Below are 17345 nucleotides of genomic sequence, written 5' to 3'. Positions count from 1 at the left end.
GGGCAAGGGGGATGAAGAAGAAGCAGGGGTGCGAGGGGGAGTTTGAAACTACTTCGCACTTATTCATTTGTGATTAACACTCTTTCCTCTTCTCCCCTGCCCCCTGCTCCTCTGCTCCTCTGCTCCCTGCTCCTCTGCTCCCTAGATTTTAGCCCCTAGCCCCTATCTAGAAACTTTTACGAGATTATACTGGTCTGGTTCTCCAAATTCTATAAGAAACTACAATGTCTTTTTCTACTCAGGGTGTTCCAGGATTACCCGATCTCACACATCCAGCAGAACTAATCCAATTTGGAACCGATGTACTAAAAGCTTCGTTATTATTGGTCTTTTTGATAGTAGCTTTGGGAGTGGCGATCGCTCTTGTCAGTTTTACCTTTCGTCGCCATCAGGCGGAAGAAGCGATTTTCATTGGTGAGTGGGCTGTTCGTTATTCCCAACTATTGCGGGGATTGCAGCATTTAACTCTGGTATTAGTTCTGTTGGTGGTGGGATTTTTTCTTTGTTCAACTTTGAGCAATCGCTATCACTATTGGGAACAAGCCAAGGTGACTCAAGTAGCTCAAAGTGTGGCTGGGGATAAGCTAGAACAAGTTGCACCCCAAGTACGTTATGTAACTCAAGAGCCGATTACGTATACAACTCAAGTAGATGGCAAGATAGTCAAGGTAAATGATACGCAACAGGTCAACCGCTTTTTGACACTTGCTGGATCACAAATTCAAGTCAAGCTTGACCAAAATACCGATGTTCAAGGTCGCAGCGCCATTTATCGCATAGATTATAGTGCTGACTACAAAGTTGTGAATCGACTCAAAGATATTAGTAATTTTTTCTTTGAAGTACCACCACCCAACGGTTACTCGCTGCTTTCTAACTATAAAGTAGAACGCGATCGCATTCGATTAGAACAAACAAATCCGGGAGACTATGGTTTTCCTTTTCGCCTGCAACCAGGTGAAGAAACTAGCTTTCGCGTCACCTATCAGGCTCAAGGAGGGCCGCGTTGGGTTTATAGCACCACTGGACAGTTACTCTCTGGGTTCCGCCTTACAGCAATTGCCAACTTTTCTGCTGATTTTGCCAGCGGTATTGTACCTAATGAGATTAAAACTGAGGGACAAAGTACTCAATTTACTTGGATATTTGACGATAATGTTTCCGTGAGAAATCCATTTGGAGTATTTACCAACACTAACCCTATTCGTAATACTGGTATAATTCCCCGTCTTTTATTGCTAACACCAGCAATCTTTTTGTGGTGGATATTATTGTTATATTTATCCCTACCAATGAGTTTAAAAAATGTCGCGATCGCTGGTAGTATTTTCTTTGCTTGTTTATTGACTTTGACTTATCTAGCTCGCTTCATGAATGCTGAGTTGGCTTGGACGATGATTTCCCTAATCTTACTAATATTGACATGGGGGTTGGGGTCAACTAAAAGTGCTTCTTTAGCTGCGATCGTTTGTACCATTGCTGGTGCAGTATTGCCAGTTTTCGGATTATTAGTACCTTTTAGTGGTTTGACTCTCAGCGGCGCAGGCTTGCTTTCTGCTGTTTGGCTAGCGGTGCGTCATTGGTATGGCTGGTATGGTTTACAGCTAGAAGACTTTAAAAAGTGAAAAAGCTTGTAGAGACAGTATTATGAAACTGCCTAACCCTGAACGCGCTATCGTTGAAATAGACAAAATAGCAGTTTACTGTCTCAACCCAGAGCATCCAGAAGGAAAACATAAAGCCCGTGTATTCAAATCTGCCCTAGATTTAGATTTAAATGATGCCGAAGAGTTACAAGCCATACTTTTACAAGCAGTAGCTAATTATGATGCTATCCCTGGTAAAAGAAATCCATACGGTCAAAAATATATTATCGATTTTCCCTTGATTCGTTCAGATAAACAAGCAATTATTCAAAGCGTTTGGATAGTGAAGAATAATGAAAGCTTTCCCCGCCTAGTTACCTGTTATGTACTCTAAACAATGAGGTAATAGCAATGAAATTATTAAATGTTGTGGCTTTAACCGAAGACTTACCAGAATTAGGATTGCACCGCGGTCAAGTAGGAACAATTGTAGAAGAATATGAACCTGGAGTTTTTGAAGTTGAATTTAGTGATTTAACAGGAAAAGCTTATGCATTAGAAACATTAAATGCTAATCAGCTAATGATTTTATATCATCAGCCAATTGTTGCAAGAACATTAGTGTAATTCTGTGTGGTCGTTGCAGTCTGACAACTCATCGTTCTATTTTCTTATGACGTTCTTGGAGTTTCAGCATAATTTCTGCGTGCATCTCGCGGGTAATTGGGTAAAAATACGTCAAAACTAAGCCACAAATCAAACAAATTGTTGGTAGCGGCCCGACTGCAATACGAATAGCCAATAGGGCTGAATCTGGTTGTGTTGGTAGTATACTTTGCCCTGCTACAGCTGATTGAAAACCGGATGCTTGCAAGGCATTACCTACTAGAAATAACCCGAAGGCTAAACCGAATTTTTGCAGCAAAACCATGAAGCCATAAAAAATCCCTTCTCGGCGTTGTCCGGTTTGAAGTTCATCTAATTCAATTACATCTGGAATCATTGACCAGGGAACTAAATAAGCTGTAGATACGCCAACACCTGCCATGACAGCCATAATATACATTAAAACTATTTGACCAGGCTGTAAGAAGAATAGTCCGGCGGCTGCTATTATCCACAGACTCATTCCCAAAAAATAAACAATTTTTTTCCCAATTCTCTTACTCAAAGCAGTCCAGACAAATAACATCAGCAACGCAGTTCCTTGGACTGCAATCATGACTGTAGGTACGTCTGATTCTTGCAGACGCATACAGTTAATCACAAAGTAAGGAATAATGCTGGCTGTAATCTGTACACCTAACCACGAAAAAAGATAAATACCGATTACAAATAGAAAAGGGCGATTGGTAAAAACAATTTTTAGTTGTTCAAAGAAAGGGATAGATGGTGGTTCTTCAAGTTGGGTGCGTTTGGCTTCAAAAGCTAAAATACGATCGCGGACTCCAAAAACACACCAATATAAAGATAAAACCGAAATTACAGTACAAACTGCTGCTAAAACTAGATATTGTTGTTGGCGATCGCTAATCAAAGAAAAAACTACTTTTGATAAAATTAACGAAAGTATACTGCCACCAATAGAAAACGTGAAGCGAAAACTATTGAGGCTAGTACGTTCGTCATAATCTTGAGTTAGTTCTGGAGTCATTGCCGTGTAAGGCAAATTCACAACCGTGTAAAACACCTGAGAAATTAATCCAATCGCTACGTAATACCAGAACAAAGGCCAAATATTTGCACTCTGATCAGCACTAAATCGCGGTACAATCCACTGCAAGAAAAAGAAAATCCCAAAGGGAATTGCTCCATAAAGCATCCAAGGAAGACGACGACCCCAACGACGAGATTTAGTTTTATCCGTTAGTACTCCCACCATTGGATCATTGACTGCATCCCAAATTTTGCCAATCATCAAAACGCTACCAGCTAAACCCGCCGGGATACCAGCGACATTAGTAAAGAAAACCAACAAAAAAAATATCGAAATATTGGCAGTAATCGCTGGGCCTAAATCTCCTGCACCGTAAGCTAATTTTGTTTTAAAATCCAATTTTTGACTTTCAGGGGTTTTTTGGCCATCATCATCAGCAGAATCGTTCATAAATACCTTACGCTCATACTAAAATAAAGAGTTTGTGTTGCTTTCAGTACTAACTAAAAATTACTTCCTTTAAGTTTATGCCAGACCTTTATGTTTCTTGGTCAGATTATCACCAAAAAATTGAACAACTGGCTGCTCAAATTTATCAATCTGGTTGGGAATTCAATCAGATTGTCTGCCTTGCCAGAGGGGGACTGCGAGTCGGAGACATTCTCTCCCGTATATACCAGCAGCCGCTAGCAATTTTAGCAACATCTTCTTACAGTGGCTCTGGCAAACAAGAAAGAGGTAATTTAACATTCTCTCGTCACTTAACGATGACTACCGAAAAATTAGGTGAGCATATTCTTTTAGTCGATGACTTGGTAGATTCTGGAGTCACTCTCCAGCAGACTATCCCTTGGTTAAAGCAAAATAGTAATTTTCCAATTGTGGAAATTCGCACTGCCGTACTTTGGTATAAAGCTTGTTCGGTAATAAAACCCGATTATTATGTTGATTACTTGCCAGACAACCCTTGGATTCATCAACCCTTTGAACATTACGAGCAGATAAACCTCGCAGAACTAGTGGCTAAGGTGAGTCAACTGTGTTGATAAACACATCTACAAAATTAATTTCACACTCACTCATCCCTAAATCAGTGTTTGGATTGATTTCGATAAATAATTCAATTTGCATAAGGTAGTTAATCTAGCGATTTCATTATTACCACTACCAGGGACAATATAAAGCAGCTTCCCGTTTTCTATAGTTGGGAACTGCCTTTCTAGTTTTCGTATTGAAAACTAGAAAAAGCAAGTATTTTGAGAACCAACACAGCTTAAACCCTATTTATGCGATCTAATTAAGCAGGAATGCTTTTACAGGAATTTTTTAGCAGCTTTGCTATTTCTACAATTAACTGCTCAAGGTTTAAAGGCTTTTCCAGAAAAGTTTGAAACCCAGCAAAGAGAGCTTTCTCACGCGCCTGATTTCCAAAATGTCCAGTGATAGCAATCGCTGGAATGTCTTTTTTTTGTGGCAGCGTTAGTGAACGAATTTTATGTATCAACCAATATCCGTCTTCTTCAGGCATATTAATGTCTGAAATTAAAACATCAACTGGTGATTGTTTAATGGCTTCTAATCCATCTTTTGCATTGGATGCTGCTACTACCTGTATTCCATAGCTTTCAAGAAGAAAGGTAATTAAAACAAGGTTATCCTCTAGATCATCTACTACAAGAATTGTCAATCCTTTGAAGATATCTATGTTTGGTGTATCGTTTTTCGGATTCCTATTAAAAGAATTACCTGACACGAGAGATTGTCCCCTTTAGTTGTCTACTCAATTACAAATCTTTTCACCTAGAGCCAGCGCTACAGTTTGACCTTGAAACCTAGTAAATCAAAAGTTTTGAGTATGTTTTTCATAAAAACTACACCCTATTTAATAGGGACACGACTCTTAAGTAATGCCGCTAAAAAAAACGACCGTTGTAATGTTTGTAACCGCGATAAATTAACTACTTATGATCAGGTTGTTGGAGATGCTTATCTATTTTATTATCCCCCTGGTAGGGATTTTTTGTGCGTTATATCCCCTCCCTAAAGGCTAATTTTCACGGCATCTGCAAAGTCAGCACCCGCCTTTAATTAAAAAAGAATAGCTTAAACCTCGCAAGGAAGTTTCGCGGTCATACCTGCCTGAAAGCTTTACAGATAGGTATTTCGACCGAAACAGAAAACTTCATTGCTGACTTTTCTTTCTTAGTTGCGCCCAGTTATGTTGTGCAGATCCTTTATCCTCGTTAGCCATCTGGATTTTTACAAGCAGTACAGTTTCTATCCCGCTACTGGCGAGACTTTAAACCTAGTTTGCACACCTTTTGCACAAACCATACGCCAATGTAAGGTATCAACACTTTACTCAAATAAAAGCGTATGACTCAGTTTATGCAAACATCATTGCGATCGCGTCAACATCCCCTAATTCACCAACTGGCAAATTGTATTGAAGAAGTTTGGCAAGAACATCTGGATTTATCGCCCTATCAAGTTCCTGAAGATTTAGGTTACGTTGAGGGTTGCTTGGAAGGGGAACGGTTGGTTATTGAAAATCATTGCTACCAGACACCGCAGTTTCGCAAGCTGCATTTAGAACTAGCTCAGGTAGGCAATTCGTTGGATATTCTTCATTGTGTGATGTTCCCGAATCCCGAATATGCTCTACCGATTTTTGGAGCAGATTTGGTGGGAGGGAGAGGCGGTATTAATGCGGCGATCGCTGATTTGTCTCCCATCAATAAAGATCGCTCATTACCAAAAAGTTACCACACAGCGTTATCAGCTCTTTCTACCATCCAGTTTTCCCAACCACGTGCTTTGCCCCAGTGGGGTGATATTTTCTCAGAATTTTGTTTGTTTGTGCGCCCAGTTAGCACTCAAGAAGAAGCAGCTTTTTTGCAGCGAGTCCGGGAATTTTTAATCTTGCATTGTCAAATTGCCAGTACCTCAACTCCTTTAACTTCTGATCTTGAGGTAGCCAAGGTATTGGCAGGGCAACTCTCCTACTGCACAAAGCAGCAACAGAATGATAAAACTCGACGGGTTTTAGAAAAATCTTTTGGATCAGAATGGACGGAACGCTATATGACTACCATGCTCTTTGATTGTGCAGCTTGATTGTGAAGTTGATTGTGTGGCACATCCCACAATCAACTTAATAGGAAATGTAAAGAAACATTAAGACAATAGCATGATTGGTAAAGTGCTGAAACGTTTTGTAGATAAGGGTTTTAAATCATGTTTATATTTCTTAATCAACTCTCTCAGGATGTTTAAAAAATTGCACAAGATTTGCACAAACAGGTTGCTTTAATCAAAGGTGGTTCAAAAGGCACTGAACTCTTGACTACTAGGTCAGGGTTCAGATTCCCTCAAACTCTATTAGATATTAGGGAATTGATTGTCATGGATATCTATTTATTAGGCTGTGCAGTGGGTTGCTCTGAATCGAAAAACAGCGTTAGAGGCTGAGCTCTCCTTTGTTACGCCTTCAAAAGCTTTTGTTTGCCCGTTCATCAATACTCACGGCTCAATATCCTGCACCAGTCAGCCTTTGAACTACTTAAACTCATGTCACAACAGGAGATGATCAAATGCTAGACGCTTTTACCAAAGTAGTTGCTCAAGCAGATACCAGAGGCGAATACGTAAGCGATACTCAAATCGATGCGTTGAAAAATATGGTGGCAGAAGGCACCAAGCGCATGGATGTTGTTAACCGCATCACCTCAAATTCCTCCGCTATTGTGGCTAATGCAGCGCGTGGATTATTTGCAGAGCAACCCCAATTGATCGCACCTGGTGGTAACGCTTACACCAACCGTCGGATGGCAGCCTGTTTGCGAGATATGGAAATTATCCTCCGCTATGTAACCTACGCTGTATTTGCAGGTGATGCCAGCGTTTTAGACGATCGCTGCTTGAATGGTTTGCGCGAAACATACCAAGCTCTAGGTGTTCCTGGTAATTCTGTAGCAACTGGTGTCAGCAAAATGAAAGAAGCAGCGATCGCGATCGCTAATAACCCCGATGGAGTTACCCGTGGTGACTGTAACAGTTTGATGTCCGAGTTGAGCAGCTACTTCGACCGGGCAGCTTCAGCAGTAGCTTAAGATTTCCATAAAAAACGCACTCCCTGTCTTAGACTCACAAAACTGACAACCATTTTTGCAAAATTTTTGAGAGGTATATTTAGCATGAAAACTCCTTTAACAGAAGCAGTAGCAACAGCAGATTCTCAAGGACGCTTTCTCAGCTCCACAGAAATTCAAGTGGCTTTTGGTCGGTTCCGTCAAGCTGCTGCTAGCTTGGAAGCTGCTAAAGGATTAAGCTCCAATGCTCAAAGCCTAGCTAATGGTGCAGCAAATGCGGTGTATCAAAAATTCCCTTACACCACCCAAATGCAAGGCTCTAACTATGCTTCAAGCCAAACAGGTAAAGACAAGTGTGTGCGGGACATTGGTTATTACCTCCGCATGATTACTTACTGCTTAATTGCAGGTAGCACTGGGCCAATGGATGACTATCTAATTGGTGGACTGGCTGAAATTAACAGAACCTTTGAGTTGTCTCCTAGCTGGTACATTGAAGCCCTCAAGCATATCAAAGCTAACCACGGTCTTAGTGGAGATCCGGCTGTAGAAGCTAATTCTTACATTGACTACGCCATTAATGCCCTAAGCTAAGGGTATTCTTCTAGCCCAGAACAGCAGAATACTAGTTAATGCTCCGTTTCGTTGCATAAGTAGTCTGTAGTTCTGGGCATGTTGTTTGTAATAGTCAGGAGCTGAGATATGACAAGTTCTATGGCAGCTAGGCAATTAGGATTTGAGCCATTTGCAGAGGCATCTCTCTTAGAATTGCCGATAAATTGGACTGAGGGTGATTTACAAGCAGTGATTTCTGCTGCCTATCGTCAGGTATTTGGCAACGACCATTTGATGGAAGTAGAACACTTAGTCAGTGCCGAATCCTTGCTACGCAAGGGTGACATTACAGTTCGGGATTTTGTGCGGGCTTTGGCTCAGTCAGAATTGTACCGACAAAAGTTTTTTCACTCAACACCCCAGGTTCGCTTTATCGAATTGAACTATAAACATCTTCTCGGTCGCGCACCTTATAACGAGTCAGAGATTACCTACCACGTCAATCTTTACATTGAGCAAGGATACGAAGCAGAGATCAATTCTTACATTGACTCAGTGGAATATCAAGAAAGTTTTGGAGAATCCATTGTCCCATATTACCGAGGGTTTGAAACTCAACGCGGACAAAAAACCGTAGGTTTTAACCGCATGTTGCAACTTTATCAGGGATATGCGAACAGCGATCGCGCCCAAGGTAAAAACAAATCGGCTTGGCTAACTCACGATTTGGCTCGTAATTTAGCAAATCCAGTGCGGACACCTACCTTTGGAAAGAAACTAACAGGCACAATCAGTGGCGATCGCGGACAGGTATATCGAGTGCGTGTGATGCAATCTCACAGCGGCCGCACGCCCCAAATCCGGCGCAGCATGAGTGAGTATCTTGTTGCCTACGATCAGCTTTCACCCACACTCCAACGGTTGAATCAACGTGGTAGTAAAGTAGTAAGTATTTCCCCTGCTTGATCAAAATTAATGGTCAAACACACCATATAAGGAGAAGAGTTTAGTGGCAATTACAACTGCGGCTTCCCGTCTAGGAACTGCCGCCTTTAGCGAAAGTAGCCCTATTGAACTGCGTGCCAATTGGACACTAGAAGATGGTAAAGCTGTTGTGAATGCAGTTTACCGTCAGGTATTGGGCAATGAGCATCTAATGGCAGCAGAACGTCTTACCAGTCTTGAGTCTCTGCTTTATAACGGTCAACTTAGTGTACGTGAGTTTGTCCGTGCTGTTGCCAAGTCTGAGTTATACAAAAACAAGTTCCTTTACCCCCATTTCCAAACACGAGTAATTGAATTGAACTTCAAGCACTTGCTAGGACGCGCTCCCTATGACGAGTCTGAAGTAATTGAACATTTAGATCGCTATCAAAATCACGGATTTGAGGCAGATATTGATTCTTACATCGATTCTGCTGAATATGAAGCGAGCTTTGGTGATTACATTGTGCCCTACTATCGCGGGTTCTCAACTCAATCTGGTCAAAAGACCGTGGGATTTACCCGGATGTTTCGTCTCTATCGGGGCTATGCTAGTAGCGATCGCTCCCAGTTGGAAGGAACTAGTTCTCGTCTAGCGGGTGAACTTGCTAGAAATAGCGCCTCTACGGTTGTCGGCCCCTCTGGTGGTAGTGAAGGCTTCGCTTACCGCCCTTCCAAACAAGGTGTTACGCCCAACCGCACCTTTGGCAGATCCTCTGTTGGCTCTTCCAGTGGTCTTTACCGCATAGAGGTATCGGGAATCTCTCTGCCAAGATACCCTTGGGTTCGCCGCAGCAATAAAGAGTTTGTTGTTCCCTACGACCAGTTATCAGATACCCTCCAGCGGATTAATAAGCTGGGAGGTAAAGTAGCAAGTGTCACACTTGCACAATAACTTAAAATAACAAATTGGCTCAGGGAATATTAAACCTCCTGCAAAAGTCATTGATTTAGAAGATGAGAGACAGGAGTCAGAATATTTCGACTTCTGTCTTCTGAATTTTAATTCCCAAGCAAAAGTCTATAGACTTCTTGCAGAAGTGGGGGAAAGGGGAAAGGAGAAGGGGGAAAGGTATGGAATTTTCCCTTACCCTTTAACCTTTAACCTTTCCCCAACGTCTTGCAAAAATTACTTTTGCAAGATGTCTTAATTTAGACACAATTAAAAATCGCTATCATACCCTTAATTAGGAGATATTGCAGCCATGTTGGGAAAATCTGCATTAACTAGAGCCTCTAACTCAACATCAAATAACCGTATCTTTGTCTATGAAGTGGAAGGATTACGGCAGAATGAGCAAACTGAAAAAAACAGCTACCCGGTTCGCAATAGCAGCACCGTTTTTATTCAAGTTCCATACAGCCGTATGAATGATGAGATGCGTCGTCTGACTCGTTTAGGAGCCAAAATCGTCAGCATCCGTCCACTTACAGAAAGTTCAACTGAAGCTACTAAAAATTCAGACGAGAATTAAGGTATAGGGCATGGGGAAGAAGGGGTAAGGGGGAAAGGGTAAGGGGGAAAGGGTTTGTCTCTTCATCCTTTACCCAGCCCGCAGGGCTATTTTCCCTTTACCCTTTACCCAAGATTGTTTATTCCTCATCCTTTACCCCTTGCCCTGTAACGTTTACCCAAGATTGTTTATCCCCTGCCCTCTGCCTCTCTCAATGTTTCTGAATTTGAGAAATCGCTAATTTTGCAAGTAGACGCACAACCTCTAGTTCGTCGTTGAGGGCAGATTGTAGAGGTGCTAATGCGGTGCGATCGCCTATTTTGCCGAGGGAAGTTACAGCTGCCTTTCTCACTTCCCCATCGCGATCGCCCAATGCCAAAATTAGATGAGGGACGGCGGGAGGATAGTTAATTTGAGCTAATGCCGCTGCGGCTTCTGTACGAATTACGGGGGCTGGATCGGTCAGAGATGATATTAGTACGTTACAAGCGCGTTCGTCTGACTGTTCTTGAGCCACATGGGCGATCGCACCAACTACCGCGCATCTAACATCAACAGAATCGGAATCGAGGGCTTTATACAAATATTCTGCGGCTTCTGAGCCAATAAATGCTAACGCCCAGGCTGCTTGTCCTTTGGTACTTTCAGGATATTCAGGTGATGCTAAAACCTCTAGTAATGCTGGTACTGCGGATTCACCTGTCCTGGCTAACGCTCCAGCGGCTGAAGCTCTAACCACGGTATCCTCATCATTTAATAAAGCGTGGAGTAAGGTTGGTACAGCTGTGGGGTCTGCAATAATTGTGAGAGTTTTAGCAGCAGCTCGCCTGATTACTGGGTTAGGATGGTTTGCCACCGCTTCTATTAAAAATGGGGTTGCTGGTTCCCCAATTTCACCGAGTGTCTCTGCAAAACGTAGCCTAACTAAACCTCGCCGATCGCCCAGACCATCAACTACCATCCGCTTCAGAAGTTCATGGTCATTGGGGTCGAAGGTGTCGAGGGTGATTTGGTCACTGACCATCTCAATCAGGGCATCAGTTTCTGCCTGAGCCAGCAAAATCGAATCATCTTCAGATTGCGTTTTGGAGTTGAGCATATTACTCATTGCAAATTCCCTATCGCCAGTGACTTCGTTGGATGACAGTTTTGAAATTTAAAATTCAAAAACTGGATTTTTAATTTTTAGTTCTTAATTTCTCGGTACTGCATAGCACCATCCAAAGGTTAAAAATTAACCTAATTATCTACCGTCAAAGCAGCCTGCTGATTGCGGAGTGCTTGCAGAGTGGCATCAATTTTAGCAAGATCAGGCTCTAGTTGTGCAAGTGCTTGAGACCTCAACATCTTAGCCCGTTGCGCCATTGTCAGGGTGTCGCTAACTAGGCGTTCCCGATATTCTTCTAATTCTGCGATCACTTCTGTTAGTTCTTGAGCAGTTACCGGATCTGTTGCGGTGAGTTCTGAGGATTCAGTCATATCTATTCTTTTTCCTAAAAGTAATTGCTAAATGCTTGTATCCGATCTTCTCAGATTGCGTTACCCGTGGGCAAACCTTTTTAAAAAGAGCAGGGAAGGCAGGGGAGCAGGGGAGAAATAACTAAATCTCTTGCTATTGCCTATTGCCTATTGCCCATTTCTCTCAATCAATATCGCCAAAATACTCTCTTACACCTGAAATTTTGCCGTCTTTGACATCAAAGGAAATGGCATTCCGTCCTTTGAAAGGCTGGTTGGCAATGGTTCCTTGACTTTCAAACTCAAACGTTACAGTTGTATCGTTACTAGTGACCTGATCTGGTGGACTCAATATGAGGCGATCGCCTGTTTCTTTGTGCCTCCATAGCCTGGCACTCATCTGCTCTTTACCTTCATATCCAAAGGATGTATCCCGCTGTTTACCAACTGGAACCCAGAACTTCACTTCATCACTAAGCATGTCAATGTAAGGTTGAAAATCTCCTGTTGCCCATCCTTGGGCGAGATAATCGAATGCCTGTTGGGCAATCTTAAAAGTCGTATTCTGCTGCATCTGTTAGCAGTATTAAGAATTTTGAGGATTTTGAGCGATCGCTACTGCCAATTCTCGATATCGACGTGGATCACCTTCAGGGAACACTAACCGTTCCTGATCACGGCGCTCGTAAAGTTTCTCCATAATCAAGTGCCAATCCATTGCTGACAGAGGCGAGGGCTGAACTGCAACAAGTTGGGTCTGAGGAACTGCTGTAGTTGCTAACAGTTGCTGCTGTGCCATCCATACACGACCACGAACGGCCCAATTATCATCACTGTTCGCCATTTGCTCAAGTTGCGCCAGAATTTGCGATCGCCAATCTACATAGTTGGCAGAAATCGCCGTTGCCAAGCAATGTAAGCCAACGACTGCCGAATACCGCACAATCCACTCTTCATCTTGTTGTGCCACAAACAATAAAGCTTCCAAAGCCTCTTCTTGAGCAATTTCTAGGAGGTCGTCCGGGAACCAATGCCACTTCATGGCTCCTAAACCTCTAGCTGCTGCTCGGCGGACACTGAGGGCAAAATCAGCAGTTGCTGCTCCCAATAAAGTTACTAATCCCCTGGGGTCGCCAATACCTGCTAATGCACGGATTGCCCAAGCTCTAGCGGAGTAGTTATGTCGATCTAGTTGATCTAGCAAAGCCGGTACTGCTGGTTCTCCGATTTGTATTAGCCCATCCACAGCTGCAACTGCTGCGCCCGGATTGTTGTAGCCCAAGGCTGCAATCAAAGTTGGCACAGATCCTTCCAGACGAGCTGCTGCTAAGTTTTGTACAGCTTCTAACAGCAGGGTAGAAGAATCGGCTTCTTCTACGGCACGAATCAAAGATTGGAGGGTGGCATTCATGAGGAGTGAAAATGAAGGATGAATAAAAATCTTTTAAGAGATTGATACATATATCAAATATATATAACAATCCTATAGCAATTTATGGAGCTTTTTTTGTGATTGAAATGTGATACGGCACGTCTCTACAGCAAGATAAAATAAAAACAAATCAACAAAAGGCAGTATTTATGGCAACCCAGGTTAGTGAGACCAAATCTTCCACTGAACTGGTAATTTCTTGGGAACCATTGCCCGACGATTTTCAGTTAGAAGATGAGCCAGTGGAGAATACAAGTCAGCCAATCTTGGCTGGTGCTTTGCGTGAAAGTTTAGAAATCAATGGTTTCATCCAACCCCAGATGCTGATAGCTTCAAATTTTGGTCTTTGTGCAACACTCAACGGACAGTTTATTGCTAAAGCTCCTGACTGGGTTTATGTTCCTTTTGTAAATGAGGTTTTAGTTAATCGCAAAAGCTACACACCCAACTTAGAAGGAGATATTCCAGAGGTTGTGATAGAATTTCTCTCTGACACTGAAGGCGGAGAATATTCGGTCAAGCGAGCTTATACACCAGGAAAATGGTTTTTTTACGAACAAATTTTGCAGGTTCCCATTTACGTGATTTTTGAGCCAAATGGGGGTTTACTAGAATTTTATCAACTCGAAAATGGACGTTACGAATTAAAGCAACCTGATGAAAATGGTCGTCATTGGATTGGTGCGATGGGATTATTTTTAGGAACTTGGCAAGGAACAAAAGAAGCCAGAACAGGTTATTGGTTACGATGGTGGGATGAATCAGGTAATCTGTTGCTGTGGGCAGTTGAACAGATTGAACAAGAACGCCAACGTGCCGAACAAGAACGCCAGCAAAAAGAACGGTTGATTGCCTATTTACAATCTCAAGGTATAGACCCGAATAATTTGCCTACAGTTTAAATACTTACCTAAAGCAATTCATCCATTAATGTCATCACCTTAATTGCTCCTGAAGATAAATTTGGTGGCGTGGTTTGTTGCAATTGCTTTTCTAGTAGACCTTTGAGGGCGATGAGTTTGAGACTATTTTCTGCTAATGTCGAAGCGATCGCCTCTGCCGCAGGTAAATATCCAATTGCTCCTAAATCAGCTAGAACAGCCCGACGTAATTGTAAATCTTTGTTGGAGAGTTCTTGTATAAGGCGATCGCCATACTTGTTTGCTTCGTATGGATCAGATGCTAACTGGTACATTGCGCGCGCTGCCGCATATTTAATTCTAGGCAGAAAGTGATCCAAAAAAGGAAGAATATATGGAATTGCATCTGTTGCCCCCAGTGTTCCCAATGCCTCTAGAATTGAGTCAAAGGGTTGAGCTAGTTGCGGAGGTTCGGGAGCCGGTAAAGTTCCTGGGACATGATTATTGAGCAATTCAATCAAAATTGGAATACAAGACAAGTCCCCCAACATCTCTAGAGACTGTGCTGCTGCTTCTCTGACATAAAAGTCAGAACATTCCAATGCTCGCATTAAGGGAGCTACCGCCCGACGATCGCCTAATTTTCCTAATGCTCTCGCTGCATTTCTCCGTAGGGGATAACCACCAACTTCTGTGCGATCGTCTTCATCTTCGAGGGCTTTAATCAACACATCTATTGCTTCTTGGGCATCAACTCGAAAGCGTCCTAACCACCAAGCAGCGTATACCCGTAATCCTAAATCTTCTCCCTGGAGATTGGCGATCGCTTGCTCTACTGTAAGTTGATTATCGTCTTGGATACCAGATTCGTTGTCCATAGCGAAAGGTTTTTGGATGGAAGACAAAAGTCAGTAATCAGAATCATATATTTCTCTGATGCCTGAATTCTGAACGCCAGTTCAACAACTTTTTTACAAAAAACAATGCCCGGAGTGGTAAACAATCACTAACATCTGTCAGTCATCGCATACCCCTCCGGGCAGAATTATCAACTAGCTTAGAGCGTTGATAGCGTAGTCGATGTAGGAGTTAGCTTCAACAGCAGCATCACCGCTTTGACCATGGTTAGCTTTGACGTACTTCAAAGCTTCAATGTACCAGCTGGGAGACAACTCGAATGTGCGGTTGATTTCAGCCAAACCACCGAGCAAGAAATCATCCAATGGGCCTGTACCACCCACAACTAGACAATAGGTAATGATGCGAATGTAGTAACCAATGTCACGAACGCACTTGTCTTTACCAGTTTGACTAGAAGCGTAGTTAGGGCCTTGGGTGCTGGTGGTGTATGGGAATTTTTGGTAAACAGCATTTGCTGCGCCATTAGCCAAGCTTTGAGCATTGGCACTCAATGCTTTAGCAGCTTGTAAGCTAGCTCCAGCTTGACGGAAGCGACCAAATGCAACTTGAATTTCGGTAGAGCTGAGGAAGCGTCCTTGAGAATCAGCAGCAGCTACTGCTTCGGTTAGAGGGGTTTTCATAGTTTACTTATCTCCCAATTATTTTGTGAAAAATGCAGCAATGGACTTGTTACAAATAGCAGTACAGCGTTCAACAATTAAGCGACAGCAGCAGCAGCTTTATCGAAGTAGCTACCTAATTCAGAGATTAGGTTGTTGCAATCGCCTCTGGTGATACCGTTGGTGTTGTTAGCGATCGCGATCGCTGCGTCCTTCATTTTCTTAACGCCCACTGCTACAGAAGCACCAGGAGTACCCAAAGCTTGGTAGGTTTCCCGTAGACCATTTAAGCAACGATCATCGAGGACACTAGCATCTCCAGAGAAGGTAGCGTAGGTGACGTAGCGCAAAATAATTTCCATATCGCGCAAACAAGCAGCCATCCGACGGTTGGTGTAAGCATTACCACCAGGAGCAATCAACTGGGGTTGCTCGGCAAACAGTTCACGAGCCGCATTCGCAACAATCGCTGATGAGTTGCTGGTAATACGGTTCACGATGTCCATGCGTTTGTTGCCATCAGCAACCATTGCACTCAGTGCATCTAGTTGGGAAGCACTCAGGTATTCGCCCCGTGCATCAGCCTGAGAAACTACCTTTGCAAATGCGTCGAACATAAACTCAATCTCCTATATGTTTAGTTGAGTACGGTTTAGATCACAACCGAGTTTGGTTAAGTTTGGCGTAAGACTGCTTGAGCAGTCTAGGGAAGGCAAAGCCAGTTGATGATTCACCAGCAAAATGTCTTCCTTTCTTCCGATCAGGAAACTTGGAAGATTTTACATTTCTTAAAAGATTGAATGGACTGAATCTCAGGTTACTGGACAACCTGCACCTGTTTTCTAAACGTGCATTTCAACCTTTTTTTCAACCTCTTTTTTTTATACTATGTCGTTGGATCATTTTTTGTTACGAATTATCATGAGTTTTTATAATTTTTCGTAACTTAACTTTACAAATGATTCATAAAGGGGCATGGGGCATGCCCTATGCCCTATACCCTATTGTCAATTTTCTCTCTAAGTCAAACAAAAAGCCGTGGATATATTCCTCTGTCCACTCGGTTCCATAAAAGCGGGTGAACATGCCCCGTGCTGGGTCTTTCTCAGCCCGATATCGTAGATAGCGCAGTTGAGCCTGTTCAATGTCCGCTAAGGACTGAGAATCTGTGACTGGTTCGGCCTGATCAACAAAATTTAGATAAGCCTGGAGATAGTCTTTAAAAGCCGCAAACACATGGGTTTCTACAGCTTCATCTTCCTGTGTGCGAGTCCAAAGAAACGCTGGCGAGAAAAATGGACGTGCTTCTTCAGGAAAATCTCCTCCCCAAGGAAGATGCTGTTGATATGTTTCAAATATGGGCAATATCGGTTGTGTGTACTTTGCTTGGTAGGCTGGATCATCTCGAAACAAGGGCTGCATATCTAGGGCAATCAGGTGTCCTCCAGGTAGAGTTACCAAGTCTGCACCGAAGAAGGGCAAATCGTAGTTCAGATGAGGAAAGATCACAAAATTGAGAACTTGAAGCGATTTTCCGCCTTGGACATGAGCAGCTCTAATTTGCCGCAGCTTTGGGGATTGAAAGCCAGTACTGGTGGTTAATACTTCTTCTTGATGTTTACCCTTGCCTACAAGTGCTGATTTAGCCTCAAATCCTGCGGGAATGGGATAGGGTTGCAAGTCTAAACGTTCGTGCAACAAAGCGATCGCATGGTTCAAAAAAGGCTGATATAAAGTCATGGTAAGTC

At 42.8% G+C, this 17345-nt stretch carries 21 protein-coding genes; 11 read left to right on the top strand and 10 right to left on the bottom strand.

All coding sequences use genetic code 11. From position 1 onward, the window contains the following. Window positions 1-224 precede the first annotated feature (224 nt). Genes I8751_RS14435 through I8751_RS14425 form a run of 3 tightly spaced genes read left to right on the top strand, consistent with a single transcriptional unit; the run spans window position 225 to window position 2213 of the window. Complete coding sequence (locus I8751_RS14435) at window positions 225-1625, top strand: hypothetical protein (RefSeq protein WP_214439841.1); 1401 nt, start codon at window positions 225-227, stop codon at window positions 1623-1625. 22 nt (window positions 1626-1647) lie between these two features. Next, window positions 1648-1980 (top strand): DUF6883 domain-containing protein, encoded by a 333-nt coding sequence (locus I8751_RS14430; protein WP_214439840.1) that lies wholly within the window; start codon window positions 1648-1650, stop codon window positions 1978-1980. 17 nt (window positions 1981-1997) lie between these two features. Next, window positions 1998-2213 carry a DUF4926 domain-containing protein gene (locus I8751_RS14425; RefSeq protein WP_214439839.1) on the top strand — a complete coding sequence of 72 codons (216 nt, stop codon included), beginning with the start codon at window positions 1998-2000 and terminating at the stop codon, window positions 2211-2213. 28 nt (window positions 2214-2241) lie between these two features. Here the strand turns inward: I8751_RS14425 and I8751_RS14420 are convergent, their stop codons facing one another. After that, entirely contained in the window at window positions 2242-3693 is a 1452-nt protein-coding gene (locus I8751_RS14420) for an MFS transporter (protein ID WP_214439838.1), read from the bottom strand. Between the two features lie 77 nt (window positions 3694-3770). On the opposite strand from I8751_RS14420, the gene I8751_RS14415 reads away from it, so the two are divergent. Continuing rightward, window positions 3771-4289, top strand: a complete 519-nt coding sequence (locus tag I8751_RS14415; protein WP_214439837.1) for a phosphoribosyltransferase — start codon at window positions 3771-3773, stop codon at window positions 4287-4289. A gap of 251 nt (window positions 4290-4540) precedes the next feature. On the opposite strand, the gene I8751_RS14410 is transcribed toward I8751_RS14415, so the two are convergent. After that, the gene (locus tag I8751_RS14410; protein ID WP_214439836.1) at window positions 4541-4996 is read right to left on the bottom strand and encodes a response regulator; all 456 of its coding nucleotides are present in this window, start codon (window positions 4994-4996) and stop codon (window positions 4541-4543) included. Between the two features lie 623 nt (window positions 4997-5619). Between I8751_RS14410 and I8751_RS14405 the strand changes: the two genes are divergently transcribed. The 6 genes from I8751_RS14405 to I8751_RS14380 all read left to right on the top strand — a co-directional run bounded on the left by I8751_RS14405 (window position 5620) and on the right by I8751_RS14380 (window position 10348). Continuing rightward, window positions 5620-6360: a phycocyanobilin:ferredoxin oxidoreductase gene (locus tag I8751_RS14405; protein ID WP_225894155.1), complete on the top strand. Its 741-nt coding sequence runs from the start codon at window positions 5620-5622 to the stop codon at window positions 6358-6360. Between the two features lie 476 nt (window positions 6361-6836). Further along, window positions 6837-7355: a phycocyanin subunit beta gene (locus I8751_RS14400; RefSeq protein ID WP_214439835.1), complete on the top strand. Its 519-nt coding sequence runs from the start codon at window positions 6837-6839 to the stop codon at window positions 7353-7355. A gap of 84 nt (window positions 7356-7439) precedes the next feature. Then, complete coding sequence (gene cpcA / locus I8751_RS14395) at window positions 7440-7928, top strand: phycocyanin subunit alpha (protein ID WP_214439834.1); 489 nt, start codon at window positions 7440-7442, stop codon at window positions 7926-7928. A 108-nt stretch (window positions 7929-8036) separates the two neighbouring features. After that, window positions 8037-8855 carry a phycobilisome linker polypeptide gene (locus I8751_RS14390; RefSeq protein WP_214439833.1) on the top strand — a complete coding sequence of 273 codons (819 nt, stop codon included), beginning with the start codon at window positions 8037-8039 and terminating at the stop codon, window positions 8853-8855. A 43-nt stretch (window positions 8856-8898) separates the two neighbouring features. Next, the gene (locus I8751_RS14385) at window positions 8899-9768 is read left to right on the top strand and encodes a phycobilisome rod-core linker polypeptide (RefSeq protein WP_214439832.1); all 870 of its coding nucleotides are present in this window, start codon (window positions 8899-8901) and stop codon (window positions 9766-9768) included. A gap of 310 nt (window positions 9769-10078) precedes the next feature. After that, window positions 10079-10348 carry a phycobilisome linker polypeptide gene (locus tag I8751_RS14380; protein ID WP_214439831.1) on the top strand — a complete coding sequence of 90 codons (270 nt, stop codon included), beginning with the start codon at window positions 10079-10081 and terminating at the stop codon, window positions 10346-10348. Between the two features lie 190 nt (window positions 10349-10538). Here I8751_RS14380 and I8751_RS14375 read toward each other — a convergent pair whose 3' ends face one another. From I8751_RS14375 to I8751_RS14360, 4 genes are all read right to left on the bottom strand, one after another. Then, complete coding sequence (locus I8751_RS14375; protein WP_214439830.1) at window positions 10539-11435, bottom strand: HEAT repeat domain-containing protein; 897 nt, start codon at window positions 11433-11435, stop codon at window positions 10539-10541. 131 nt (window positions 11436-11566) lie between these two features. Further along, complete coding sequence (locus tag I8751_RS14370; protein WP_214439829.1) at window positions 11567-11806, bottom strand: hypothetical protein; 240 nt, start codon at window positions 11804-11806, stop codon at window positions 11567-11569. Window positions 11807-11969: 163 nt separating this feature from the next. Next, window positions 11970-12359, bottom strand: a complete 390-nt coding sequence (locus tag I8751_RS14365) for a nuclear transport factor 2 family protein (protein WP_214439828.1) — start codon at window positions 12357-12359, stop codon at window positions 11970-11972. Window positions 12360-12371: 12 nt separating this feature from the next. Further along, complete coding sequence (locus I8751_RS14360; RefSeq protein WP_214439827.1) at window positions 12372-13196, bottom strand: HEAT repeat domain-containing protein; 825 nt, start codon at window positions 13194-13196, stop codon at window positions 12372-12374. A 170-nt stretch (window positions 13197-13366) separates the two neighbouring features. Here I8751_RS14360 and I8751_RS14355 point away from each other — a divergent pair, with 170 nt between their 5' ends. Further along, window positions 13367-14119: a Uma2 family endonuclease gene (locus tag I8751_RS14355; protein ID WP_214439826.1), complete on the top strand. Its 753-nt coding sequence runs from the start codon at window positions 13367-13369 to the stop codon at window positions 14117-14119. 8 nt (window positions 14120-14127) lie between these two features. Here the strand turns inward: I8751_RS14355 and I8751_RS14350 are convergent, their stop codons facing one another. The 4 genes from I8751_RS14350 to I8751_RS14335 all read right to left on the bottom strand — a co-directional run bounded on the left by I8751_RS14350 (window position 14128) and on the right by I8751_RS14335 (window position 17337). Continuing rightward, window positions 14128-14955, bottom strand: coding sequence for a HEAT repeat domain-containing protein (locus I8751_RS14350; RefSeq protein ID WP_214439825.1), 828 nt, complete (start codon window positions 14953-14955; stop codon window positions 14128-14130). Between the two features lie 174 nt (window positions 14956-15129). After that, window positions 15130-15618, bottom strand: a complete 489-nt coding sequence (cpcA, locus tag I8751_RS14345) for a phycocyanin subunit alpha (protein WP_214439824.1) — start codon at window positions 15616-15618, stop codon at window positions 15130-15132. Window positions 15619-15695: 77 nt separating this feature from the next. Continuing rightward, window positions 15696-16214, bottom strand: a complete 519-nt coding sequence (locus I8751_RS14340) for a phycocyanin subunit beta (RefSeq protein ID WP_214439823.1) — start codon at window positions 16212-16214, stop codon at window positions 15696-15698. Window positions 16215-16584: 370 nt separating this feature from the next. Further along, a complete protein-coding gene (locus tag I8751_RS14335; RefSeq protein WP_214439822.1) occupies window positions 16585-17337 on the bottom strand; it encodes a phycoerythrobilin:ferredoxin oxidoreductase in 753 nt (250 codons plus the stop codon). Window positions 17338-17345 lie beyond the last annotated feature (8 nt).

The organism is Atlanticothrix silvestris CENA357 (assembly GCF_016056295.1).
Classification (GTDB): Bacteria; Cyanobacteriota; Cyanobacteriia; order Cyanobacteriales; family Nostocaceae; genus Atlanticothrix; species Atlanticothrix silvestris.
This window is presented reverse-complemented; position numbering and strand designations above follow the sequence as displayed.

Bases quoted from the DNA above. Each gene is read 5' to 3' on its own strand.
- I8751_RS14435 (WP_214439841.1), top strand. From the start codon at position 225: ATGTCTTTTTCTACTCAGGGTGTTCCAGGATTACCCGATCTCACACAT.
- I8751_RS14420 (WP_214439838.1), bottom strand. From the start codon at position 3,693: ATGAACGATTCTGCTGATGATGATGGCCAAAAAACCCCTGAAAGTCAA.
- I8751_RS14380 (WP_214439831.1), top strand. From the start codon at position 10,079: ATGTTGGGAAAATCTGCATTAACTAGAGCCTCTAACTCAACATCAAAT.
- I8751_RS14360 (WP_214439827.1), bottom strand. From the start codon at position 13,196: ATGAATGCCACCCTCCAATCTTTGATTCGTGCCGTAGAAGAAGCCGAT.
- I8751_RS14365 (WP_214439828.1), bottom strand. From the start codon at position 12,359: ATGCAGCAGAATACGACTTTTAAGATTGCCCAACAGGCATTCGATTAT.
- I8751_RS14390 (WP_214439833.1), top strand. From the start codon at position 8,037: ATGACAAGTTCTATGGCAGCTAGGCAATTAGGATTTGAGCCATTTGCA.
- I8751_RS14375 (WP_214439830.1), bottom strand. From the start codon at position 11,435: ATGAGTAATATGCTCAACTCCAAAACGCAATCTGAAGATGATTCGATT.
- I8751_RS14415 (WP_214439837.1), top strand. From the start codon at position 3,771: ATGCCAGACCTTTATGTTTCTTGGTCAGATTATCACCAAAAAATTGAA.
- I8751_RS14370 (WP_214439829.1), bottom strand. From the start codon at position 11,806: ATGACTGAATCCTCAGAACTCACCGCAACAGATCCGGTAACTGCTCAA.
- I8751_RS14405 (WP_225894155.1), top strand. From the start codon at position 5,620: ATGACTCAGTTTATGCAAACATCATTGCGATCGCGTCAACATCCCCTA.
- cpcA (WP_214439834.1), top strand. From the start codon at position 7,440: ATGAAAACTCCTTTAACAGAAGCAGTAGCAACAGCAGATTCTCAAGGA.
- I8751_RS14400 (WP_214439835.1), top strand. From the start codon at position 6,837: ATGCTAGACGCTTTTACCAAAGTAGTTGCTCAAGCAGATACCAGAGGC.
- I8751_RS14425 (WP_214439839.1), top strand. From the start codon at position 1,998: ATGAAATTATTAAATGTTGTGGCTTTAACCGAAGACTTACCAGAATTA.
- I8751_RS14350 (WP_214439825.1), bottom strand. From the start codon at position 14,955: ATGGACAACGAATCTGGTATCCAAGACGATAATCAACTTACAGTAGAG.
- I8751_RS14355 (WP_214439826.1), top strand. From the start codon at position 13,367: ATGGCAACCCAGGTTAGTGAGACCAAATCTTCCACTGAACTGGTAATT.
- I8751_RS14335 (WP_214439822.1), bottom strand. From the start codon at position 17,337: ATGACTTTATATCAGCCTTTTTTGAACCATGCGATCGCTTTGTTGCAC.
- I8751_RS14340 (WP_214439823.1), bottom strand. From the start codon at position 16,214: ATGTTCGACGCATTTGCAAAGGTAGTTTCTCAGGCTGATGCACGGGGC.
- I8751_RS14430 (WP_214439840.1), top strand. From the start codon at position 1,648: ATGAAACTGCCTAACCCTGAACGCGCTATCGTTGAAATAGACAAAATA.
- cpcA (WP_214439824.1), bottom strand. From the start codon at position 15,618: ATGAAAACCCCTCTAACCGAAGCAGTAGCTGCTGCTGATTCTCAAGGA.